Origin of the sequence: Paraburkholderia sp. UCT31, assembly GCF_014397655.1 — a bacterium.
In the GTDB taxonomy this organism is placed as follows: Bacteria; Pseudomonadota; Gammaproteobacteria; order Burkholderiales; family Burkholderiaceae; genus Paraburkholderia; species Paraburkholderia tuberum.
This window is the reverse complement of sequence record NZ_VZQP01000013.1, coordinates 118,408-142,048: the sequence shown is the minus strand read 5'-3', so window position 1 is coordinate 142,048 and position 23,641 is coordinate 118,408. Positions and strand designations below refer to the sequence as shown.

Here is a 23,641-nt window from a genome sequence, read left to right as displayed (position 1 = left end):
GAAGCAAAAGTCAAGACTGCGAGCGCAAATAAAACCTTTTGACCTGTCTCGAAACTCCACTATACTTGGTGCCGGCAACTGAGTTTCGCACTATATCTTGTGTTGTGCTGTGAATAACCATGTGCATAACCGAGTGAATAAGAGTGGATAAGTCTGCGGCGTCCCGCTCCCCGAGCATGGCACCGCAAGCATTCCGGACAGCGAAAAAAATTCCTGGGGCGCAGCCGGTAGGGGATCTCCGGCCGCATCCAGAAGCATTCAGGAAAGGACCAGCCAGTGATCGCGACCGACCCGATGAAGACCGTCATCAAATCGAACCAGGCTTCCTCGCAGATGCATCCCACCAACCGGCGTCGCCGGCCTTCCTGCACCTCATCGCACGCGCACGCGGCGGCGCGGCGTTCGATTTAATCCGCGGCACTCGCCGCAATATTTCCAAGACCAGGAGCTTTGCACATGCAAACCACCGACAACGTGACGACCCGTTACGAGGGCTCACCGACTGGCCAGACCTTCGGCCAGACCCAAGGCGCGCAGGCGCTCGCGCCGCAAGCGAATTACGCCGACTACAAGGTGATCCGCCGCAACGGCAGCGTGGTGTCGTTCGAGCCGTCGAAAATCGCGATCGCCGTGACGAAGGCGTTCCTCGCCGTCAACGGTGGTCAGGGCGCGGCGTCGGCACGGGTGCGCGAACTGGTCGAGCAACTCACGCTGAACGTGGTGCGCGCGCTGGTGCGCAGCCGTCCGAACGGCGGCACGTTCCATATCGAAGACATTCAGGATCAGGTCGAACTCGCGCTGATGCGCGGCGGCGAACACAACGTCGCGCGCGCTTACGTGCTGTATCGCGAGAAGCGCAACCAGGTGCGCGCGCATGACGCCCATGAAGGTCAGACAGCGGAAAGCGCCGGCACCCCGGACCTGAACGTGACCGACAACGGCATCACGCGTCCGCTGGACATGGCTGCGCTGCGCGGCATCATCGAGTCCGCGTGCGCGAACCTCGGCGAAGCCGTAAGCGCCGAGCCGATCGTCGCGGAAACGGTGAAGAACCTGTACGACGGCGTGCCGATGAGCCAGGTGTACGACTCGGCGATCCTCGCTGCCCGTACGATGATCGAAAAGGACCCGGCCTACAGCCAGGTCACCGCGCGCATCCTGCTGCATACGATCCGCCGCGAGATTCTCGAAGAGGAAGTCACGCAAGCCGAGATGGGCGAGCGCTACGTCGAGTACTTCCCGCAGTTCATCAAGCGCGGCGTGCAAGCCGAGCTGCTCGACGACAAGCTGCTGCAGTTCGACCTGAAGCGCCTCGGGGCCGCACTCGATGCGAACCGCGACCTGCAGTTCGGCTACCTCGGTCTGCAGACACTGTACGACCGCTACTTCCTGCATCACGACAACGTGCGTATCGAAATGCCCCAGGCATTCTTTATGCGTGTCGCGATGGGTCTGTCGCTGAACGAGATCGACCGCGAAGCGCGCGCGATCGAGTTCTACAACGTGCTGTCGAGCTTCGACTTCATGAGTTCGACGCCGACGCTGTTCAACTCCGGCACGCGCCGCTCGCAGCTGTCGTCTTGCTACCTGACCACGGTCGACGACGACCTCGACGGCATCTACGAAGCGCTGAAGGAAAACGCGCTGCTGTCGAAGTTCGCCGGCGGCCTCGGCAACGACTGGACCCGTGTGCGCGCGCTCGGCTCGCACATCAAGGGCACCAACGGCAAGTCGCAGGGCGTGGTGCCGTTCCTGAAGGTCGTCAACGACACGGCGGTCGCCGTGAACCAGGGCGGCAAGCGCAAGGGCGCGGTGTGCGCGTACCTCGAATCGTGGCACCTCGACATCGAGGAATTCCTCGAGCTGCGCAAGAACACCGGCGACGACCGTCGTCGCACGCACGACATGAACACCGCGAACTGGATTCCCGATCTGTTCATGAAGCGCGTGATGGAAGGCGGCGACTGGACGCTGTTCTCGCCGTCCACCTGCCCGGACCTGCACGACAAGTTCGGCGCCGAGTTCGAAACGGCTTACACGGCTTACGAAGACAAGGTCGCGCGCGGCGAGATCAAGCTGTTCAAGAAGATCCCGGCGGCGCAGCTGTGGCGCAAGATGCTGGGCATGCTGTTCGAAACCGGCCATCCGTGGATCACGTTCAAGGATCCGTGCAACGTGCGCTCGCCGCAGCAGCACGTCGGCGTCGTCCACTCGTCGAACCTGTGCACGGAAATCACGCTGAACACGAGCGACGCCGAAATCGCCGTCTGCAACCTCGGCTCGGTGAACCTCGTCGCGCACCTGAAGGAGCAGGCCGACGGCACGCTCGCGCTCGACCACGACAAGCTGAAGCGCACGGTCAGCATAGCGATGCGCATGCTCGACAACGTGATCGACATCAACTACTACGCGGTCGCCAAGGCGCGTAACTCGAACCTGAAGCACCGTCCGGTCGGCCTCGGCATCATGGGCTTCCAGGACTGCCTGCACGTGCTGCGCACGCCGTACGCGTCGCAGGAAGCGGTCGAGTTCGCCGATCGCTCGATGGAAGCGGTTTGCTACTACGCGTACTACGCGTCGACCGAGCTCGCCGAAGAGCGCGGCCGCTACTCGAGCTACCGCGGTTCGCTGTGGGATCGCGGCATCCTCCCGCAGGATTCGGTGGCGCTGCTCGCCGAGGCGCGCGGCGGTTATGTCGAGGTCGATTCGAGCGAGTCGATGGACTGGCCCGCGCTGCGCTCGCGTATCTCGACCTACGGCATGCGCAACTCGAACTGCGTGGCGATCGCGCCGACCGCGACGATCTCGAACATCATCGGCGTGTCGGCGTGCATCGAGCCGACCTATCAGAACCTGTACGTGAAGTCGAACCTGTCGGGCGAGTTCACGGTGGTCAACGACTACCTGGTGCGCGACCTGAAGGCGCGCGGCCTGTGGGACGAAGTGATGGTCGCCGACCTGAAGTACTTCGACGGCACGCTGTCGCGCATCGACCGCATCCCGGCCGACCTGCGCGCAATCTACGCGACCGCGTTCGAAGTCGATCCGGTGTGGCTCGTCGAGTCGGCTTCGCGTCGTCAGAAGTGGATCGACCAGGCGCAGTCGCTGAACATCTACATGGCGGGCGCATCGGGCAAGAAGCTCGACGAGATCTACAAGCTCGCATGGTTGCGCGGACTGAAGACCACCTACTACCTGCGCACGATGGCGGCGACGCACGTCGAGAAGTCGACGGTCGCGCACGGCGCGCTGAACGCGGTGAGCTCGGGTCATGACGGCTCGGGTGGCGCAGGCGGCGCGGCAGGCGGCTTCGGCGTGGGCGGCGGCGCGGCGGGTGGTGTGGGCGGCGGCTTGCAGGCTGCTGCAGCGCTCGCAGCGACTGCCGCGGTCGCGGTCGCTGTCGCTGTCGACGCGGCACCCGAAGCGGATGGTCCGGTCTGCATGATGCGTCCGGGCGATCCTGGCTTCGACGAGTGCGAGGCTTGCCAGTAAAGATTGGCAAGCAGCGGGAGCGATGCTTGCTAACTGCACGCGAGGGTCGTAGGTGGTGATCCGCAGGCGGTGAGCGACGCGCCCCGTCGATGAAGTAGAAAGCAGGCCGACGAGCGGTGAGCAGTATCGAAGTCTCACCGCTCGTCGATGCAGTGAAGCAACCCAGCCGTTGGCAACACCAGACGATCGCACGACATGGCATCGCACCTCGACCGCCAACGCTGACGCAACACGCTCGACACGGCTCACCGCCGACTCTCGCGATGCGCGGCTCGTGCGGCATCGATCAGTCGATCAGTCCATCGATCAGTCGGCGGATGCCGTGAACGCACTGCGCAATACATATAGATAGAGCAACGAAACGTCGTGTCAAAACGTTGCTCTTCGAGTTCGCGAAGGACCTCGGCAACACATGTTGAACTCGCGTTCATCACGCGTCACTGGATGGGTCACACGCAGCATGTCGAACAAAGTGTTGTATGAACGTAGCAACGCGAATCGAAAACAGGAATTTTCGCGAGTGAACTCTTTTATCGCTCGTGAAAAGATGGTACAAACCGTTCTAAATTGATGGTGACATTTATGCTCAACTGGGATGACGAGATCACTGCCGTAACTCCCTCGAGCGCGACGCAACCGAACGTGTTGCGCAACGCTGCGGGGTCGGCTGTGGATTCGCAAATCGGAACGCGTTCCGCGCCGCATGCTCCCTCCGCTCAAGAAGTCTTCGCGAACGACGTCGCTGTCGCTCCCGTCGCTCATATTGGCAACGCGGTTGCCAACGCGGCGGCCGCTTCCGAAGCGCGCGTCAATGTCGCCGACAAGCGCATCATCAACGGCCAGACTGACGTCAATCAGTTGGTGCCGTTCAAGTACAAGTGGGCTTGGGAAAAGTATCTGGCGGGTTGCGCCAACCACTGGATGCCGCAGGAAGTGAACATGTCGCGCGACATCGCCCTGTGGAAAGACCCGGACGGCCTGACCGAAGACGAGCGCCGCGTCGTCAAGCGCAACCTGGGTTTCTTCGTGACGGCAGATTCCCTCGCCGCCAACAACATCGTGCTGGGCACCTACCGCCACATCACGGCGCCCGAATGCCGCCAGTTCCTGCTGCGCCAGGCGTTCGAAGAGGCGATCCACACGCACGCTTACCAGTACATCGTCGAGTCGCTCGGTCTGGACGAGGGCGAAATCTTCAACGCGTATCACGAGGTTCCATCGATCCGCGCGAAAGACGAATTCCTGATTCCGTACATCCACGTGCTGACCGACCCGGCCTTCAAGACCGGTACGCTCGAAGCAGACCAGACGCTGCTGCGCTCGCTGATCGTGTTCGCCTGTGTGATGGAAGGCCTGTTCTTCTACGTCGGCTTTACGCAAATCCTGGCGCTCGGCCGCCAGAACAAGATGACCGGCGCGGCGGAGCAGTACCAGTACATCCTGCGTGACGAGTCGATGCACTGCAACTTCGGCATCGACCTGATCAACCAGATCAAACTCGAAAACCCGCACCTGTGGACGGCCGAATTCCGCGCCGAAATTCGCGCGATCTTCCAGCAGGCGGTCGAGCTCGAATACCGCTACGCCGAAGATACGATGCCGCGCGGCGTGCTCGGCCTCAACGCGTCGATGTTCAAGAGCTATCTGCGCTTCATTTGCAACCGCCGTTGCCAGCAGATCGGTCTCGATCCGCTCTACCCGAACGAGGAAAACCCGTTCCCGTGGATGAGCGAGATGATCGATCTGAAGAAGGAACGCAATTTCTTCGAGACGCGAGTGATCGAATATCAGACTGGCGGTGCGCTTTCCTGGGAGTAAGCCGGGATTCGTATCGCGGATGTATTCATTGATGGGGATGCCGCCGCCTGTGGCCGCGGCGCCCCGGGTTAGGAGCAGAACGGCCTGATGCAAAGCGTGCCCGGTGCCTTGACGGCCCACCAACATGACAGGCACTTTGCGGACCCTTCAGTGGGATGGGCAAACTTCCCCCCGGAAAAAGCCGCTGGCGTCGCTGCCGGCGGCCCGATCAAGCAATTGCCGGCGTCGCCTTGCGACGCCGACCAGATTTGGCGCGCGGTGCCTTCGGGCACGGCGCGCCTTACCGCATTCATTAGCGTAAGCGCGCCGCACCTGCGTACGCCGATGAATAGCCCGCTTCGTAGCGCGCGCCCTGAGAAGCGTCCGCGGGAAGCGGGTTTTGACGAAGGGTGTAGTTTGAACTGACCTCATCTGAAAACCTGAAGGAGAAAATGATGGCAACTGCAAAGAAGGCCGCGGCCAAGAAGCCCGCAGCAAAGAAGACCGCAGCAAAGAAGGCTGCTCCCGCTAAGAAGGCTGCTCCGGCCAAGAAGGTCGCCGCGAAGAAGGTCGCAGTGAAGAAGGTCGCCGCGAAGAAGGTTGCAGCGAAGAAGGTCGCGGCGAAGAAGGCAGCACCGGCGAAGAAAGCCGCAGTGAAGAAGGTCGCGGCGAAGAAGGTTGCAGCGAAGAAGGTCGCGGCGAAGAAGGCAGCACCGGCGAAGAAAGCCGCGGTGAAGAAGGTCGCAGCGAAGAAGGTCGCAGCGAAGAAGGCAGCACCGGCGAAGAAGGCCGCAGCGAAGAAGGCAGCACCGGCGAAGAAGGTCGCGGCGAAGAAGGCCGCTGCCAAGAAGGCGGCGCCTGCCAAAAAGGCTGCAGCCAAGAAAGCTGCACCTGCCAAGAAGGCTGCCGCGAAGAAGGCCGCTGCGCCTGCGAAGAAGGCTGCCCCTGCGAAGAAGGCTGTCGCCAAGAAGGCCGCGCCTGCTCCCGCTGCGCCTGCTGTCTCGAGCGCACCGGCGGCGACGGTGAAGACCGCGCTGAACCCGGCAGCGGCATGGCCGTTCCCGACGGGCAGCCGTCCGTAAGCAGTAGCAGTAAGTCGACACATCGTACGATGTGTCGGATGACCGGGTCGTGCTCGATTTCTTGCGGGCGCCACCCGGTCAATGACCCGTTACCGGTGTGCTGGTGGCGGGTTTTTTTTGCCCGTCGTCCCGAAAAGAAAAAACACGCATGGACCCGTGAGGACCCATGCGTGTGAAGTCGTCGTCGCGGCGCTGAACTACGCGCCGCCGCGCGGGAGGTGCGCTTAGTGTGTGACGCGCGTGACGCCGCCGCTCGACAGCAGCCTCACGCGATCGCCGGCGCGGAAGATTTCGCCGGTAGCAGTTTGGGTGACGGCGCGCATGTCGCCGTTGTCGAGGCGCACGGTGATTTCGATACCGTCGCGCATGGCGACGCGGTTTTCGATTGCATTGCCGGCGACCGCACCGCCGATGCCGCCGACGATACCCGTCGCGACCGAGCCACGTCCGCCGCCGATCGTGCTGCCGGCGAGCGCGCCGAGCGCCGCGCCACCGAGTGCGCCGATGCCGATCGGCTGACCGTCGTTCGTGCTGATCCGCACCGCGCGCACGCTCTCCACCGTGGCCATGCGAACCGTCTGTTCACGCTGCGCCTGCGAGGCGGTGAAAACGTCGGGAGAGCTGCTGTTGACCGCACACCCCGACATGGCCAGCGAACCGGCGATCAAGGTGACGACGATCAGGCGACTCGATGTTCTCATTCCCAAACTCCCATAGCACGCGATATCAGTGCAGGTCGTATCCGAAGGCCTGCTTGAACCGCTCGTTGATTTCCGCCCGACTGGGCGCGTAGTTTTGCGGGCCTTGATGCTCGATCTTCAGTGCGCCCATCAGGCTGGCGAGACGGCCGGTCGTGGCCCACCCGAGACCCTTCTCGATACCGTAGAGCAAGCCACCGCGAAACGCGTCGCCGCAGCCGGTGGGATCGAGCACCTGCCTGGCCGTTACCGCCGGAATCTCTTCGATACCGCCGCCGTGATGGATCTGCGCACCCTTCTCGCCGAGCGTGATGATCAGCGCGTCGACCTTGCCGGCGATCTGTTCGATCGACCAGCCGGTCTTGTTGCTCACCAGCGCGGCTTCGTAATCGTTGACCGCTACATAAGTAGCAAGTTCAATGATGCGCCGCAGCGTCTCGCCGTCGAACAGCGGCAAGCCCTGGCCCGGATCGAAGATGAACGGCACGCCTGCGGCGGCAAGCTGTTCGGAGTGCTGGACCATGCCGTCATAGCCGTCCGGCGCGACGATGCCGAGCGTCAGGCCCGCCACTTCGTCGGCGCGGTTCTGATGCGACTGCATCATCGCGCCCGGATGGAAAGCGGTGATCTGGTTGTTCTCGAGGTCGGTCGTGATCATCGCCTGCGCCGAGTAGGTGTCGGGCACGACGAGCACGTTTTCCGTCGACAGGCCGAGCTGCGCGAGCCGGTCCAGATAGAGCTGTGCGTCGACGGCGCCGATCGCGCCCATGATGCGTGCGTCGCCGCCGAGCAGATTCAGCGCATAGGCGATGTTGCCCGCGCAGCCGCCGAACTCGCGACGCATGGTCGGCACGAGAAAGCTTACGTTCAGAATGTGGACCTGCTCCGGCAGGATGTGCTCCCGAAAGCGGCCTTCGAAGGTCATGATGTTGTCGTACGCGAGCGAGCCGCAGATGAGCGTAGCCAAGGCGAGCGTTCCTGTATGAAAGCGGTGGGAAGAGACGCGCCGCGCCGACAGCGCCGCGCGCGAGGCGCGGCGCCGTGGTTCGCGCGCGAGAGGGCTTACTTCAGCGCGGCGAGCGCTGCGTCGTAGTTCGGCTCGTTCTTGATCTCGCCGACCAGCTCGGCGTGCACGACCTTGTCGTTTTCGTCGAGCACGACGACCGCGCGCGCGGTCAGGCCGGTCAGCGGACCGCTCGTCACGTCGACGCCGTACGCTTGCGCGAACTCATGGCCGCGGAACGTCGACGCGGTCACCACGTTCTCGATGCCCTCGGTCGTGCAGAAGCGCGACGCCGCGAACGGCAGGTCGCCCGACACGACGATCACGGCCGTGTTGCTGAGCTTCGCGGCGGCTTCGTTGAACTTGCGCGTCGACGTCGCGCAGGTCGGCGTGTCGAGACTCGGGACGATATTGAGCACCTTGCGCTTGCCGGCGAAGTCGGCGAGCGTCAGCGGCTTCAGGTCTCGGCCGATCAGCGAGAATGCGGCGGCCTGCTGGCCGACCGACGGGAACGTGCCGCTTACTTCGATCGGGTTGCCACCCAGCGTGACTTGACTCATGTGTTGTGCTCCGAAAAGGGCGTCAGTGATGACAATGATGCGCCCGCTCGGGAGCGGGCGCGCGAGGGTGCGTTACGGATAAAAAATCTGTACGCGAAAATTGGAGGCAATCGCGCTGCCGGTGTCGAGGTGCACGATCATCGTCTGCGTCGCGTGCGCGGGCAGGCCGGACGCGATCACGGTGCCGGGCGGCACGTAATCCTGCGGCCACAGCACGCGCCGCACGGCGACGTTGTTCTGATCGTCGAGCAGCGTGAGTTCGATCGCGGGGTAGGCGAGCGCGATGTTCAGGCGGTTGTGCAGCGGCATCTTCAGCTCGAGCTTGTGCGGGCCATCGATCTGCCGCAGATCGGAGGGCTCGACCAGCAGGCCTTCGATGTCGTGCGGCGGCGTCAGCTGACAGCCGAGATGCGCGCAGGCCTGCGCGTACAGGATCTGCGAGCGCGGCAGGTTGACCATCACGGTCTCGCGTTGCCACCACGCGAGTTGCGCGAGCAGCGCAATGACGAGCAGCGCGGCGAGCACCACACCGGCGACGATCCAGCCGACGCGTTTGGCGTCCACCGGGCGGGTTTCGCGCACGACCGGGAACGGATCGTCGCCATCGCTGACGGGAGGATTGACCGAGAATGGCTCGCCGCTCGATGGGGCGAGCGACGGACCGCCCGGCGGGCGCGGGCCGCCGGGACCGCCGGCGCCCGAAGCACCTGCGGCAGCCATGCCTGCGGCGGCGCCGAAGCCGCCCACGCCCCCACCGACCGGGCCGAAGTGCGGCTCGTTGTCGGGCATGCCATGCAGACTTGCCGGTTCGCGCAGCGCCGGTTCATCGAGCGTGGACGGCTCCGGGCGTTCGATCTTGTGCCAGACGCGCGGCGCTTCGTCTTCGACTCGCGGTGGGGAAGCAGGCGCGGTGGGCGGGACGACAGGCGGTTCATCGACCGCGTTGTCGACGGGATAGGCGAAGGGTTCGAGCGGCGCGTCGGCCAGCGTCGGCTCATCGTCCCCGGGCAGCGGTGCCGTGAAAGCGCCGGCGCGCAATTCCGGTTCGGTCGCCTGGCGAGGAGTGCCCGATGTGACGGGTGCGTGCTCGTTGCCGCCAAGCGGCAGCGGCGCGAGCGGCACGCTGCTCGCGTGGTCGCGCAAACGGGCATCGAGCGTGCTGCGGGAAATGCTGGTGGAGTCTTGTTCCGAAGCCGGCGCCCACGGGTCCCACGCGTTGCCGCTGAAGTCCGGCTTGGGTTGCCGCACACCCGACAGCGCTTCGATTGCCGCCGCGGCGGCAACCGGTTTGGCCGTGGAAAAATCGCCGCCTTCGGAGACGTCGAACAGACTGCTCGACGCGTCGAAGACTTCCTGGCAATGCCCGCACCGCACGAGGCCGCGGCGCTGCGCAAGCTGCGCCGGTTGCAGAAGGAAGACAGTTTCGCAGAAGGGGCAACGCGTTGCCAGGTGCATATCGAGCCGTTGAGCCTGAGGCCGTTAGGTTGACAATACGCCTTATTCTAATTGCTTTCGCGGCGCGTTCCGGCGAGGCACACCCAACCTTCATGTTCGCGCCACACGCTGATATCGATCCAGCGCGCGTAGACCTGCGCGACCTCCTCGGCCTGGCGGGCGAGAATGCCCGACAGCGCGATGTGGCCGCCCGGCTTCACCTTCGACGACAGCATCGACGCCATCAGCTTGAGCGGATTGGAGAGAATGTTCGCGACCACGACGTCGAATTCGCCGGCCGGACAGGCGTCGGGCAGGCCATAGGTGACTTCGGCGTGATTGCGTTCGCTATTGTGACGCGCCGATTCGACCGCCTGCGGATCGATATCGATGCCGATCACCGGAGCGGCGCCGCACTTCTTCGCGAGAATCGCGAGGATGCCCGAGCCGCAGCCGTAGTCGAGCACGGACTGGCCGGGCTTGATCGACTGCTCGATCCACTCCATGCACAGACGCGTGGTGGGGTGGCTGCCGGTGCCGAACGCGAGACCCGGATCGAGTTCGAGCACGAGCGCGTCGGGGTCCGGCGCATCGTGCCACGACGGCACGACCCAGATGCGCTCGCCGATCTGGATCGGATCGAACTGCGACTGCGTGAGTCGCACCCAGTCCTGCTCCTCGACCTCGCGCACGGTATATGCCGGCGCGGCATCGAGTCCGATCTCGTTGGCCGCGGCGGTTAGCAGCACGGCCGGATCGTGTTCCGGCGCGAGCAGCGCGATCACACGCGAATGCTGCCATGCCGTGCGATCCGGCGTGAGGCCGGGCTCGCCGAACAGCGGCTGCTCGTCGGGCGTGTCGGCGTCGGCGTCTTCGACCGACACCGACAACGCGCCCAGCTCGAGCAGCGCGTCGGACAACTCCTCCGCGTGCTCGCGCGCCAGTTCGGCAACCAGTTCCCGATAGCTCATGACTTACGCTTCTTCCGCGACCTGCTGACGCGCGGCCAGCCGGTTTTCGAGGTAGTGGATGCTGGTGCCGCCTTCGACGAACTTCGCGTCGAGCATCAGCTCACGGTGCAGCGGGATGTTGGTCTGAATACCTTCGACCACCATTTCCGACAGCGCGATGCGCATCCGCATGATCGCCTGTTCGCGCGTGGCGCCGTAAGCGATCAGCTTGCCGATCATCGAATCGTAGTTCGGCGGCACGAAATAACCATTGTAGGCGTGCGAATCGACGCGGATGCCGGGACCGCCCGGCATATGCCACGAGGTCAGGCGTCCCGGTGACGGCGTGAACTTGAACGGATCTTCGGCGTTGATCCGGCATTCGATCGCATGGCCGCGGAACTGGATGTCGCGCTGACGGAACGTGAGCTTCTCGCCGGCCGCGATGCGGATCTGTTCCTGCACGATGTCGACACCGGTGATCAGTTCGGTCACCGGATGCTCGACCTGTACGCGCGTGTTCATCTCGATGAAGTAGAACTCGCCGTTTTCATACAGGAACTCGAAGGTGCCCGCGCCGAGATAGCCCATCTTCTTGCACGCGTCCGCGCAACGATCGCCGATACGGTCGATCAGGCGACGCGCGATGCCCGGCGCCGGCGCTTCCTCGATCACCTTCTGGTGACGGCGTTGCATCGAGCAGTCGCGCTCGCCGAGCCACACGGCGTTCTTGAACGAGTCGGCCAGCACCTGGATTTCGATGTGCCGCGGGTTCTCGAGGAATTTCTCCATGTAGACCTGCGGGTTGCCGAACGCGCGGCCGGCTTCCTCGCGGGTCATGATGACCGCGTTGACGAGCGCCGCTTCCGTGTGGACCACGCGCATGCCGCGGCCGCCGCCGCCGCCAGCCGCCTTGATGATGACCGGATAACCGATCTGGCGGGCGATCTTCACGATCTCCTTCGGATCGTCCGGCAGCGCGCCTTCCGAACCCGGCACGCAAGGCACGCCGGTCTTGATCATGGTCTGCTTGGCCGTGACCTTGTCGCCCATCATGCGGATCGTTTCCGGACGCGGGCCGATGAAGGTAAAGCCGGACTGCTCGACGCGCTCGGCGAAGTCGGCGTTCTCCGACAGGAAGCCGTAGCCGGGGTGGATCGCTTCGGCGTCGGTGACTTCGGCCGCGCTGATCAGCGCGGGCATGTTCAGATAGCTCAGATTCGACGGTGCCGGGCCGATGCAGACCGCCTCGTCGGCGAGCTTCACGTACTTGGCTTCCTTGTCGGCTTCCGAATAGACGACGACCGTCTTGACGCCGAGCTCGCGGCAGGCGCGCTGGATACGAAGCGCGATCTCGCCACGATTGGCAATGAGGATTTTTTCAAACATAGCGGGTTTTCGACTCATCAATGGGCGCCGGGTCGGTCACGACGCCGGCTGCCGCAGAGGATCGGTCGCGCGCCTCGGGACGAGCGGCGCGCGGGCGGCAAATAGTGCGTGCCGCGTTAGCCGACCACGAACAGCGGTTGGCCGTATTCGACCGCCTGGCCGTTTTCGACGAGGATTTCCTTGACCACGCCGGACTTGTCCGACTCGATCTCGTTGAGCAGCTTCATCGCTTCGATGATGCAGATGGTCTGGCCTTCCTTGACCGTGTCACCGACCTGCACGAACGGATCGGCGCCCGGCGACGGCGCGCGGTAGAACGTGCCGACCATCGGCGAGGTGACGACGTGACCCTGCGGTGCGGCGGCGGCCGGCGTGGCCGGAGCGCCCGCGGGGGCTGCCGGTGCTTCGACAGCGCCGAACGGTGCCGGTTGTGCGAATTGCGGTACGGCGTATGAGGCGGACGGTTGGACGTAAACCGGCGGCGCATTCTTGACGATGCGGACCTTGCCTTCGCCCTCGGTCACTTCGAGTTCGGAAATACCGGACTCCGAGACGAGGTCGATCAGAGTTTTGAGTTTACGTAGATCCATCAGGGTGCCCCTTTTCAATGCGTAGTGTGCCGGCGTGTGCAAGTCGCAGTAGCCGGCTCAAATTGGACGTGTTTGGATTCAGCCGCGCGACGACCCGGCCGCGAGCCGGTCGAGCGCGAATTCGAGCGCGTACAGATACCCCTTCCAGCCCAGGCCGCAAATGACGCCCTCAGCCTGGTCGGAGAAATACGAGTGATGCCGGAACGGTTCACGGCGATGCACGTTCGACAGATGAATCTCGACGAACGGGATGCCGACCCCCGCCAGTGCGTCGCGAATGGCCACGCTCGTGTGTGTGTACGCGGCGGGATTGATCAGGATGAAATCGGTTTGCTCGGTGCGGGCCGCCTGAATACGGTCGACCAGTGCGCCTTCGTGATTGCTCTGAAACGACGCGAATTCGACGCCTGCGTCGGCTGCGCGGTCCGCCAGCGCCTGATCGATCTGCGGCAGGGTCACGCGACCGTAGACCTCGGGTTCCCGGCTGCCGAGAAGATTGAGGTTGGGTCCGTGCAGTACCAGCAGTCGCGTCATGGTCGCTTCTTTTTCCGTGGAATTGCGCGCACTTTAGCGCTGATTAGAGAAACTTGTCTAGTTTCGCGCGTGTACGCGGCGACGGCCGGCGCGGGCCGCGGCGCAGCCTTGGGTCCAACTTCACTCAAATTCGGGAATTATCCGTGTATTTTTGCTCGTTCTGCACGGAATCGCATGCCAAAAAGCGCAGCGTGGGAAATCGGGAAATTTACAGCGCGTCGAGCGTCTGACGCAGCGCCGTCGGGTCGATCTGGCCCAATTTTGTCGAGCGGATGTTGCCTTTTGCGTCGATCACGACGGTAAACGGCAAACCGCCCGCATTGTTGCCGAACGCGCGCGCGAGGTCGGCGCCCCCGAAGCCGGTCACGTAGATGGGGTACGCGACCTTGACCTTCTGCAGGAAGGTCTGGATGTTCTTTTCCGAGTCGACGCCGAGGCCGACGAACTGGATGCCTTTCTTCGCATACTCGCGCTGGATCTGCGACAGCGCGGGCATTTCCTCGACGCACGGAGCGCACCACGACGCCCAGAAGTTGACGACGATCGGGTGGCCCTTGAGCAGGCTCAGCGACTGCGGTTTGCCGTCGACGTTCGTGACCGGGGCGGTCCACAGTTGCTGCACGGGACTCGCAGAGGTGGCAGGCTGCGCCCCGGCCTGCGCCGCGTACGCGACGTCGGAACCGCGATTGAGCCAGTGATTGGCCAGTACGCCGCCGCCCGCGGCAATCAGCGCGACGACCGCGCCCGCCAGCATACGTCTCGTGTTCATCGTGCTCCGTTCTGTCTGATCAATTGGTGAAGGACGGCACTTCGTCGCCGTCGAGCAGCGCCTGCACCGCCGGCAAATTGGCCCGCGCCGTGCGGCCGCGCGCGTCGGCGCGTACCGCGCCACGCAGGTCGTCGGTTTCGTACAGCGCGACGTGGATGCCGACCGGCTCGGCGTTGCGCTCGCCCGCGGGGCGCCACAGAAAGCTCAGCGTCTCCACGTAGCCGCGGCCCGCGAAGTGGCGCGTTTCCGACACGTCGTACTGGATGTTTGCATTGAGCATGTAGATCGCGACTTCCTTCGGGTTGTCGCAAAACACCTGCAGATGCACATCCGAATGCTCGCCGGCCGTACCGCCGAGCACCGCGCCCGTCAGATACGGATTGAACGGCGCGAGCCGCTCCATCCAGTCGACCGCGATCATGCGCAGGCGCCGCAGCAGCGCCGGCTGGCTGTCGCTCTGGAACAGCGACTGATATTCGCGGATTTCTTCTTCGATCTGATCGTTGTCCGGCAGCCATTCGCCGGCAACACGAGTCTCGCCGACGACCTGCCGGGCCGCCTTGCGCTTCGCGCTGGCGTAATCCAGGCCGTCTTCGGCAATCAGGCGTGCCGCCGCGATTGCGATTTCCTCGCGCAGGCGCTGCGGATCGAAATGTGATTTGCGGACCATCCTTGCATGATACTCGATCGAGCCTGCGACGCGGTTCGGCGGCCCGCACGGGGCGGCGCCGGGCGTGGCCGGCAGGGGGCAGCGCGCGTCGCGTCGGTTACAATAGGCGTCCTTTGCAGACGGTCGTTCCGACCGTCCTGTGGCTCTCTCATCCCTCGCAAGAAACGCCCCCGCGGCACGACAGGCTTATGCATATCCACATCCTCGGCATCTGCGGCACCTTCATGGGCGGTCTCGCGGTGCTCGCGCGCAATGCGGGCCACACCGTGACCGGCTGCGACGCCGGCGTCTATCCGCCGATGAGCACGCAGCTCGAGGCGCAAGGCATCGGTCTGATCGAGGGTTATGACGCGGACCAACTGAACGGCCTGAACGCGGATCTATTCGTGATCGGCAACGTGGTCACGCGCGGCAACCCGCTGATGGAAGCGATTCTGGACCGCGGCCTGCCGTACGTGTCCGGTCCGCAGTGGCTCGGCGAGCACGTGCTGAACGGCAAATGGGTGCTGGCCGTGGCCGGCACGCACGGCAAGACCACCACGAGCTCGATGCTGACCTGGCTGCTCGAAGACGCGGGCCTGAACCCCGGCTTCCTGATCGGCGGTGTGCCGCTGAATTTCGGCGTGTCGGCGCGGCTCACCGATTCGAGCTTTTTCGTGATCGAAGCGGACGAATACGACACCGCATTCTTCGACAAACGCTCGAAGTTCGTCCATTACCGCCCGAAAACGGCGGTGCTGAACAATCTCGAATTCGATCACGCCGACATCTTCCCTGATCTCGCCGCGATCGAAACGCAGTTCCATCATCTGATCCGCACGGTGCCACGCCTCGGCCGCGTCGTCACGAACGGCCGCGAGGACGCGCTCGAGCGCGTACTGACGCGCGGCTGCTGGAGCGAGGTCGAGCGCTTCGGCGTCCAGGGCGGCTGGGAGATCCAGGCGGCGGAGCAGGGCGTGCCCGTCGACGAACGCTTCGCCGTCTATCACAACGGCGAGCGCGTCGGCGTGGTCGACTGGCAGGTGCAGGGCGAGCATAACCGCCTGAACGCGCTCGCCGCGCTCGCCGCCGCGCGCCATGTCGGCGTGCCGCCCGCGCAGGCCGCGAAGTCGCTGTCCGGCTTTCGCAACGTGAAGCGCCGCATGGAAGTGCGTGGCAGCGTCGAGGGTGTGACCGTGTACGACGACTTCGCGCATCACCCCACCGCGATCGAGACGACGGTGGCCGGCCTGCGCGCGCGGGTCGGCCGCGACAACACGCGAATCCTTGCGGTGCTGGAACCGCGCTCGAACACGATGAAGCTCGGCGTGATGAAAGCGCAACTGCCGGCGAGCCTCGCCGACGCCGATCTCGTGTTCGGCTACGGCGCGCCGAGCGGGCGCGACGCGCTCGGCTGGAACCTCGGCGAAGCGCTCGCGCCGCTCGACGGCAAGGCGCAGGCGTTCGACAACCTCGACGCGCTCGTGAAGGCGGTGGTCCACGCGGCGCGCCCCGGCGACCAGATTCTGGTGATGAGCAACGGCGGTTTCGGCGGCGTGCATCAGAAACTGCTCGACGGTCTTTCGACGCGAGGCGCGTCGTGATTCTGTATCTGCACGGTTTCCGTTCGTCGCCGAATTCGTTCAAGGCGCGCCTGCTCGCGGCGCGTCTCGCCGAGCTGGGTCGCGCCGACGAGTGGTGCTGCCCGATGCTGCCGGTGTCGCCGTTCGAAACCGTGGCGCTCGCCGAATCGCTGGTCGCCGACGCACGCGCGAAGGGCGATGCGCGGCAGGTGACCGTGATCGGCAGTTCGCTCGGCGGCTACTTCGCCACCCATCTGGCCGAGAAACACGGCTGGCCGGCCGTGTTGCTGAACCCGGCGGTCGTGCCGCAGCGCGACCTGAGCGCGTATCTCGGCGAGCAGCCGTTGTGGCACGGTGGCGGCAGCATCGTCGTCGAGCCGCATCATCTGGATGAATTGCGCGCGCTCGGCGTCGCGTCGATCACGCGGCCCGAACGCTATTATTTGATGGCAGCCACCGGCGACGAAGTGCTCGACTACCGCGAAATGCTCGCGCACTATCCGGGCGCGCGCACCACGCTGATCGAGGGCAGCGACCACGCGATCAGCGAGTTCGCGCAGTATCTCGACGACGTGCTGGCCTTTTGCGACGCCGAACACGTCGAGCCGCCGGCGCCGTGCGCGGCGGCCTGACGGCACGCAAGGGCGGCGGCACCGAAACCCTGCCAGGACGTCAGTCAGAGAGGCACACCGACCGCCACCGCTGGTCGCAAGATTCAACCCGCTGGCACGCGCAGTGCGCGCCGCGGATTCACTATCACGAACAGGTTGCCGTGCCGCGCATGCAGTGATCGATCGCCACAGGGCGTCGGGCGCGACGGCAGACGCAAGTCAGAACGAGAGTATTGAGTGAACGTTTTCTTCGAGGAATCGGGCAGTTTCAAGGCCGGCAGCGTGCTGTCGCGCCAGGGCGACGCGTTTCAGGTCGAGTTGCCGGGCGGGCGGCGCGCGAAGGTGCGCGCGAAGGATGTGCTGATCGAGTTCGAGAAGCCCAGCGCGGCCGAACTGATGCAGCAGGCCGACGCGTTGGCGCAAGAGATCGATCTGGACTTCCTGTGGGAATGCGCGCCGGACGATGAATTTTCGTTCGCGACGCTGGGCGCCGAGTACTTCGGCGCGAGCTTCGGCGCGATCGAGCGCGCGGCGCTGGTGCTGCGCATGCAGGGCTCGCCGGTGTACTTCCGCCGCAAGGGCCGCGGCATGTACCAGCGCGCGCCGCAGGAGCAACTGAAGATGGCGCTCGCGGGCCTCGAGCGCAAGCGTCAGCAGGCGCTCGTGCAGGCGCAGTACGAGGAAGAGCTGAAGGCAGGCCGTCTGCCTGAAGCGTTCGCGGGCGGCAAGGGGCTCGCGCTCTTGACGAAGCCCGACAAGAACACCATCGAGTACAAGGCGCTCGAGGGCGCCGCGGCCGCGCGCGGCATCTCGCAGGCGCGGCTGATGCTCGAATGCGGCGCGATCGCGTCGCCGCGCGCGCTGCACGAAGCGAAGTTCCTGTCCGAGTTCTTCCCGCACGGCACCGGCTTCCCGTCCGTCGCGGCCGCGAACGTGCCCGACGATCTGCCGCAGGCCGACGTCGAGGCGTTCTCGATCGACGACATCACCACGACCGAAATCGACGACGCGTTCTCGGTCGAGCATCTGGCCGACGGCCGTGTGCGCATCGGCGTGCACATCGCCGCGCCGGCGCTCGGCATCCAGCGTGGCGACGAGGTCGATGCGATTGCGCGCGCGCGTCTGTCGACGGTCTACATGCCCGGCGACAAGATCACGATGCTGCCCGACAGCGTCGTCGACACCTTCACGCTTGCCGAGGGTGGGTATCGGCCGGCGCTGTCGCTGTACGTGATCGTCAATCGCGAGACGCAGGAGATCGTCGCGAGCGAAACGCGCGCCGAGCGCGTGTTCGTGAAGAACAATCTGCGCCACAACACGCTCGACGAAATCGTCACCGAGAAGGCGCTCGCCGAGGGCACCGGCGAGTATCCGCACAAGGACGATATCGCCGTGCTGTGGCCGTTCGCGCAAGCGCTGTTCGAAAAGCGCCAGACCGCGCGCGCCGGCTACGGCCTGCGCCGCGAAGTGCAGCGCAATACCGACTTCAATTTCTACGTCGACGGCGAGCATGTCACGATTACGCCGCGCCGGCGCGGCTCGCCGCTCGACACGATCGTCGCCGAGCTGGCGATTCTCGCGAACTCGTCGTGGGGCGGGTTCCTGCACGATCACGGCGTGCCGGGCATCTATCGCACGCAGCGCGCGTTCGGCGTGCCGAGCGGCCCGAAGCGCACGCGCATGCAGACCAACGCCGCGCCGCACGAAGGGCTCGGCGTCACGCAGTACGCGTGGAGCACGTCGCCGCTGCGCCGCTACGTCGACCTCGTGAATCAGTGGCAGCTGATCGCGTGCGTGCAGCATGGCGTGACCGCCAAGCTCGCCGCGCCGTTCAAGCCGAAGGACGCCGATCTGTTCGCGGTCGTGCAAGGCTTCGACGACACCTACACCGCGTACGCCGACTATCAGCGTCGCATGGAGTACTTCTGGTGTCTGCGCTGGCTCAGGCAGGAAAACCGCAAGCAGGTGGTCGCGTCGGTCGTGAAGGGCGATCTCGTGCGTCTCGAGGAAATTCCGCTGCTGCTGCACGTGCCGGGCCTCGGCGTGCATGCGCGCGGCACGCGTTTGCAGATGGAAGTCATGTCGATCGATGAGCTGACGATCGAAGCGTCGGTGCGTCTGTTGCACGTGCTCGATGCACCGACCGTGACGAGCGGCGGCGAAGCCGAAGAAGGCGAGGACGAGAGCGAGGAAGAGTTGCTCGAGGCATCCGACGACAGCGCCGAAAGCGAAGCCGAAGCCGAAGCGGAAGCCGACGGCGGCAATCCCAACGACAACCCCAGCGCAGACGAATCCGCGGCGACCGGCGACGGCAACGACGCCGCGAACAACGCCGACCGCGACCAACACATCACGGAGCCGGGACGATGAGCGGCAACCCAACGCGCGAGCGCTACGCGGTCATCGGCAACCCCGTCGGGCATAGCAAGTCGCCGTTCATCCACGGCCGCTTCGCCGCGCAAACCGGCGAGCCGGTCGAGTACGGTCATCTGCTCGCGCCGCTCGACGCGTTCGTGCCGCACGTGCGCGCGTTCATCGAAGCGGGCGGACGCGGCCTGAACGTGACGGTGCCGTTCAAGCTCGACGCGCATGCATTCGCGAACACGCTGTCGCCGCGCGCGGCGGCGGCCGGCGCGGTGAACACGCTGCGGGTCGACGCCGACGGCATCTACGGCGACAACACTGATGGCTTCGGCCTCGTGCGCGACATCGAGGTGAATCTCGGCGTGTCGCTGAAGGGCGCGCGCATCCTGCTGCTCGGCGCGGGCGGGGCCGCGCGCGGTGTCGTGCTGCCGATGCTCGAGCGCGCACCGCATACGCTGACGATCGTCAATCGCACGGCGCAGAAGGCCGAAGCGCTGGTCGACCAGTTCGCGCAGGCTGCCAGCGGCGCGCATTGCCGTCTGACCGGCGGCAGCGCCCGCGCGATCGAAGCGGGCCAGTACGACGTGATCGTCAACGCGACCGCGGGCAGCCTCGATGCGTCGCTGCCCGAGTGCGACGATCGCGCGTTCGGCAACGGCACGCTCGCCTACGACATGATGTACGGCGCGCATCCGACCATCTTCATGCAGCACGCGGCGAAACTCGGCGCGCGCGGCGCCGACGGACTCGGCATGCTGGTCGAGCAGGCCGCCGAATCGTTCCATGTGTGGCGCGGCGTGCGTCCGGACAGTGCGGCGGTGCTCGCCGAATTGCGCGCGCTGCTGACGGCGCCGTCGCCCGCGTAACGTCGGCGCGCGGATAGCACGCACCATGACAGCGACGCGGCGCGCCAGCGGTTCGCGCGGCCAGTCCGGCCCGCTGCGCTGGCTCGCCTGGTTGACCGCGGTCGTGGCCATCGCCTGGCTCGCGACGCAGGCGTACTACTTCGCGCAGATCGCAATCTGGAACGTCGTCAATCCGCGCTCGACCGCGTTCATGCGCTCGGACGCATGGCGTCTGTCGCAGGACCGGCCGGATCTGTCGGTGCAGCGAACGTGGGTGCCGTACGATCAGATTTCGCGCAACCTGAAGCGCGCGATCATCGCGTCCGAAGACGCGAACTTCGTCAACAACAAAGGCTACGAAACCGACGCGATCCTGCAGGCGTGGGAGCGCAACAAGGCGCAAGGCCGGATCGTGCGCGGCGGCTCGACGATCTCGCAGCAGCTTGCGCGCAACCTGTTTCTGTCGCGCGAGAAAAGCTATATCCGCAAAGGCCAGGAGCTGATCATCACGTGGATGCTCGAAACGCTGATGGACAAGCAGCGCATCTTCGAGATCTATCTGAACTCGGTCGAATGGGGCAGCGGCGTGTACGGCGCCGAGGCGGCCGCGCAGTACTACTTCAAGACCTCGGCGAGCAAGCTCACGGCCGCGCAGTCGGCGCGGCTCGCGGTGATGCTGCCACGCCCCAGGTATTTCGATGAACACAGGAATTCGGCGTATCTCACGCAACGCGCGCGCGTGATTGCGCGGCGGATGGGCGCGGCTGAATTGCCGGATTGAAAGAGCCCTCGATCCCGTTGTCCTGCTTCGAAGCCCGCCTCGCGCGGGCTTTTTTGCGTCAGCAGACCGCGACCGCGACAGTTCGCTAAACACTCGATCGCCCACTAAAATCTCACTATATGGACTCAACATTCACATATTGGTGATTCTCAAAAGTCGCCCTACAATCCAAGCCAACATGCATCGCGAGTCGGCGCCCCAGCGCGCCGAAACAGCGAACTGCGACAGAAAAAAACCGGAGACGAGACCGACCATGTCTGGCAGCCAACCACGGCAGCCGCGCGAGCGCGGCGCCGCACCCGTTTCCGCCCTGTTCTCCGGCCCCGCGCGCTAAGCGCAGAAACCATCCGAAGGCGAATCGCCATGAACAAAGCGATGCCCACTCCCGCCGCCAGCGCGACCGAGGCCGCGCAGGGCTCGAACGGCGGGCCGAACAGCGCCGCGAATCCGGCGCTGAATTCCGCGCCGCGCGAGGCTTCAGCCGTCACCGCCAATGTCGCCGCCGGTGCGTCCGTTACCGCGAGGGCGTCGCGCCCGGTGGCGCGCGCGGCGACCGTCGACGGTCTCGGGCTGCCGGTCACGCTGCTGGAAATCACGCCGCAGCAGGCCGGCACGCAGACACTGTTGCGCGGCCTTGCGATTCTCGAGGCCGCCGCGGCCGGTGTGCGCGATCTGCGCAGCTTCGGCGCCGCGCTCGGCACGACCCGCAGCACCACGCACCGGCTCGTCAGCAGCCTCGTGCAGGCGCGCTATCTGCGCCAGGTGCAGGGCGGCTATCTGCTCGGGCCGAAGCTGATCGAGCTCGGCACGATCGCGCTCGAACAGATGCCGCTGACGGCCGTCGCGCGTCCGCACCTCGAGTCGCTGGCCGAGCAGACGCTCGACACGATCCACCTCGGCGTGCGCGACGGCGACGACGTGCTGTACATCGACAAGATCCCCGGCACGCGCGGCCTCGAAATGCGCTCGCGCGTCGGCCATCGGATGCCGCTCGCGTCGACCGGCATCGGCAAGGCGATGATGCTCGACCTCGCGCCGGACGCATGGCAGTCGCTGTTCGACGCGTCGCGCCGCGCGCTCGCAGGCGTCAGCTTCAAGCCGGACAACCGCCCCGATGCGCCGACCTTCCTGCAGCGCATGACGAACTACGCGGCCGGCGGCTACACGTTCGATCTCGAAGAGAACGAAGCGGCGATCCGTTGCGTCGCGGCGCCGGTGCGCGATGCGTCGGGCGCGATCGTCGCGGCGTTGTCGGTGGCCAGCACGATTCCCTATATGCCGCTCGAACGGATGGACGAACTGATTCCGGTCGTGCAGCGCGAGGCGCGCGCGATATCGGAAGAACTCGGTTGGCGCGCACCGCGACCGGCCACGCGCAGGATCAAGCGATGAAACAAGCGGGCACCGCCACGCTGGCGAACCACCGGGCGCCCGCCGCGCCCACCTCGGGCGTGAAGCCGGACGCGACCGCCGCCGCCGATACCGCCGCCGTCGATTTCACGCACGCCGCGCTGATCGGGCTCGACTGGGGCACGACGTCGCTGCGCGCCTATCTGTTCGACGCGCACGGTCGCGTGCTGGCGACGCGCGCATCGACGGCCGGCATCATGAATCTGCCGCGTGGCGCGGCCGAGGGCGGCTTCGACGCCGCGTTCGACGACGCCTGCGGCGCATGGCTCGACCATGCGCGCGGCGTGCCGGTGATCGCGGCGGGGATGGTCGGCAGCGCGCAGGGCTGGCTCGAAGCGCCGTATGTCGAGACACCCGCGAACGCCAATGCGCTGGTGGCCGGTATCGTCCGCGTGCAGACCGCGCGCGGCGCGACGCTGCATATCGTGCCGGGCGTGCTGCAACGCGGGGAATTGCCGAACGTGATGCGCGGCGAGGAGACGCAAATTTTCGGCGCGCTCAGCGCGGACGCGGACGGCGCGCACGACGCGAACTCGGTCGACAGCAACGCCCGCTCGCTGATCGGCCTGCCCGGCACGCACGCGAAATGGGCGGTCGTGCAGGCGGAGCGCATCGAGCGTTTTCATACGTTCATGACCGGCGAGGTGTTCGCCGCGCTGCGCGAGCACACGATTCTCGGCCGCACGATGATCACGCCCGATCGCCCGGATACCGAAGCATTTCTGCGCGGCGTGAACATCGCGCGCGAGAAGGGCCAGGCAGGCGTGCTCGCGACCGTGTTCAGCACGCGCACGCTCGGCTTGACCGGCGCGCTGTCGAGCGAGGCACAGCCGGACTATCTGTCGGGCCTGCTGATCGGGCACGAACTCGCCGGCCTCGAAGCGGTACTCGCGCAGCAAGGCAGCTCGCTCGCGCAGCAGAGTCTGCGGCTGATCGGCAACGACGCGCTGTGCGAGCGCTACCGCCTCGCGCTCGCGCAATTCGGCTGTCTGCGCGCGGAGCCGGTCAGGCATGCAACCGAACGCGGCCTGTGGCGCGTCGCCGTCGAAGCGGGGCTCGTCCGGCCGTCCGCCCAGGCGGCGCGCGCAGGCTGACCGGCG

At 65.5% G+C, this 23,641-nt stretch carries 21 protein-coding genes; 11 read left to right on the top strand and 10 right to left on the bottom strand.

Going from position 1 to position 23,641, the window contains the following annotated elements; all coding sequences use genetic code 11:
- Window positions 1-456 precede the first annotated feature (456 nt).
- From F6X40_RS13820 to F6X40_RS13805, 4 genes are all read left to right on the top strand, one after another.
- Entirely contained in the window at window positions 457-3,492 is a 3,036-nt protein-coding gene (locus tag F6X40_RS13820) for a ribonucleoside-diphosphate reductase subunit alpha (RefSeq protein ID WP_187628235.1), read from the top strand.
- Between the two features lie 582 nt (window positions 3,493-4,074).
- Window positions 4,075-5,310 carry a ribonucleotide-diphosphate reductase subunit beta gene (locus tag F6X40_RS13815; RefSeq protein ID WP_187628234.1) on the top strand — a complete coding sequence of 412 codons (1,236 nt, stop codon included), beginning with the start codon at window positions 4,075-4,077 and terminating at the stop codon, window positions 5,308-5,310.
- A gap of 87 nt (window positions 5,311-5,397) precedes the next feature.
- Entirely contained in the window at window positions 5,398-5,715 is a 318-nt protein-coding gene (locus F6X40_RS13810; RefSeq protein ID WP_184066854.1) for a hypothetical protein, read from the top strand.
- Window positions 5,716-5,744: 29 nt separating this feature from the next.
- Window positions 5,745-6,371 (top strand): histone H1-like DNA-binding protein, encoded by a 627-nt coding sequence (locus F6X40_RS13805; RefSeq protein ID WP_184066851.1) that lies wholly within the window; start codon window positions 5,745-5,747, stop codon window positions 6,369-6,371.
- A 224-nt stretch (window positions 6,372-6,595) separates the two neighbouring features.
- On the opposite strand, the gene F6X40_RS13800 is transcribed toward F6X40_RS13805, so the two are convergent.
- From F6X40_RS13800 to F6X40_RS13755, 10 genes are all read right to left on the bottom strand, one after another.
- Window positions 6,596-7,072 carry a glycine zipper 2TM domain-containing protein gene (locus F6X40_RS13800; RefSeq protein ID WP_184006573.1) on the bottom strand — a complete coding sequence of 159 codons (477 nt, stop codon included), beginning with the start codon at window positions 7,070-7,072 and terminating at the stop codon, window positions 6,596-6,598.
- A 25-nt stretch (window positions 7,073-7,097) separates the two neighbouring features.
- Window positions 7,098-8,036: a carbohydrate kinase family protein gene (locus F6X40_RS13795; protein WP_090801910.1), complete on the bottom strand. Its 939-nt coding sequence runs from the start codon at window positions 8,034-8,036 to the stop codon at window positions 7,098-7,100.
- A 95-nt stretch (window positions 8,037-8,131) separates the two neighbouring features.
- Complete coding sequence (tpx, locus tag F6X40_RS13790) at window positions 8,132-8,632, bottom strand: thiol peroxidase (RefSeq protein WP_090801909.1); 501 nt, start codon at window positions 8,630-8,632, stop codon at window positions 8,132-8,134.
- Window positions 8,633-8,704: 72 nt separating this feature from the next.
- A complete protein-coding gene (locus F6X40_RS13785; protein WP_187628233.1) occupies window positions 8,705-10,087 on the bottom strand; it encodes a zinc-ribbon and DUF3426 domain-containing protein in 1,383 nt (460 codons plus the stop codon).
- 47 nt (window positions 10,088-10,134) lie between these two features.
- Window positions 10,135-11,037, bottom strand: coding sequence for a 50S ribosomal protein L11 methyltransferase (prmA, locus tag F6X40_RS13780; RefSeq protein WP_184066844.1), 903 nt, complete (start codon window positions 11,035-11,037; stop codon window positions 10,135-10,137).
- A 3-nt stretch (window positions 11,038-11,040) separates the two neighbouring features.
- Window positions 11,041-12,405, bottom strand: coding sequence for an acetyl-CoA carboxylase biotin carboxylase subunit (accC, locus tag F6X40_RS13775; RefSeq protein ID WP_184006568.1), 1,365 nt, complete (start codon window positions 12,403-12,405; stop codon window positions 11,041-11,043).
- A 116-nt stretch (window positions 12,406-12,521) separates the two neighbouring features.
- Window positions 12,522-12,995, bottom strand: a complete 474-nt coding sequence (gene accB, locus F6X40_RS13770; protein ID WP_090801903.1) for an acetyl-CoA carboxylase biotin carboxyl carrier protein — start codon at window positions 12,993-12,995, stop codon at window positions 12,522-12,524.
- A gap of 78 nt (window positions 12,996-13,073) precedes the next feature.
- Entirely contained in the window at window positions 13,074-13,529 is a 456-nt protein-coding gene (aroQ, locus tag F6X40_RS13765; protein WP_187628232.1) for a type II 3-dehydroquinate dehydratase, read from the bottom strand.
- Between the two features lie 208 nt (window positions 13,530-13,737).
- On the bottom strand, window positions 13,738-14,298 hold the full coding sequence (locus F6X40_RS13760; RefSeq protein ID WP_187628231.1) for a TlpA family protein disulfide reductase: 561 nt from the start codon (window positions 14,296-14,298) through the stop codon (window positions 13,738-13,740).
- A gap of 19 nt (window positions 14,299-14,317) precedes the next feature.
- Window positions 14,318-14,968, bottom strand: coding sequence for a UDP-N-acetylmuramate--alanine ligase (locus F6X40_RS13755; RefSeq protein ID WP_184066837.1), 651 nt, complete (start codon window positions 14,966-14,968; stop codon window positions 14,318-14,320).
- Window positions 14,969-15,156: 188 nt separating this feature from the next.
- Here F6X40_RS13755 and mpl point away from each other — a divergent pair, with 188 nt between their 5' ends.
- The 7 genes from mpl (at window position 15,157) to F6X40_RS13720 (ending at window position 23,635) form a co-directional block, all read left to right on the top strand.
- The gene (gene mpl, locus F6X40_RS13750) at window positions 15,157-16,551 is read left to right on the top strand and encodes a UDP-N-acetylmuramate:L-alanyl-gamma-D-glutamyl-meso-diaminopimelate ligase (RefSeq protein WP_187628230.1); all 1,395 of its coding nucleotides are present in this window, start codon (window positions 15,157-15,159) and stop codon (window positions 16,549-16,551) included.
- Window positions 16,548-17,162 carry a YqiA/YcfP family alpha/beta fold hydrolase gene (locus F6X40_RS13745; RefSeq protein ID WP_184066831.1) on the top strand — a complete coding sequence of 205 codons (615 nt, stop codon included), beginning with the start codon at window positions 16,548-16,550 and terminating at the stop codon, window positions 17,160-17,162. Before mpl ends, F6X40_RS13745 begins: the two co-directional genes overlap by 4 nt.
- 216 nt (window positions 17,163-17,378) lie before the next feature.
- A complete protein-coding gene (locus F6X40_RS13740; protein WP_187628229.1) occupies window positions 17,379-19,511 on the top strand; it encodes a ribonuclease catalytic domain-containing protein in 2,133 nt (710 codons plus the stop codon).
- Entirely contained in the window at window positions 19,508-20,371 is an 864-nt protein-coding gene (aroE, locus tag F6X40_RS13735; RefSeq protein ID WP_187628228.1) for a shikimate dehydrogenase, read from the top strand. Before F6X40_RS13740 ends, aroE begins: the two co-directional genes overlap by 4 nt.
- A 25-nt stretch (window positions 20,372-20,396) precedes the next feature.
- Complete coding sequence (gene mtgA, locus F6X40_RS13730; protein ID WP_184022897.1) at window positions 20,397-21,131, top strand: monofunctional biosynthetic peptidoglycan transglycosylase; 735 nt, start codon at window positions 20,397-20,399, stop codon at window positions 21,129-21,131.
- A 363-nt stretch (window positions 21,132-21,494) separates the two neighbouring features.
- Window positions 21,495-22,523 (top strand): IclR family transcriptional regulator, encoded by a 1,029-nt coding sequence (locus tag F6X40_RS13725; RefSeq protein WP_187628227.1) that lies wholly within the window; start codon window positions 21,495-21,497, stop codon window positions 22,521-22,523.
- Window positions 22,520-23,635 carry a 2-dehydro-3-deoxygalactonokinase gene (locus F6X40_RS13720; RefSeq protein ID WP_187628226.1) on the top strand — a complete coding sequence of 372 codons (1,116 nt, stop codon included), beginning with the start codon at window positions 22,520-22,522 and terminating at the stop codon, window positions 23,633-23,635. Before F6X40_RS13725 ends, F6X40_RS13720 begins: the two co-directional genes overlap by 4 nt.
- The last annotated feature ends 6 nt before the right edge of the window (window positions 23,636-23,641 follow it).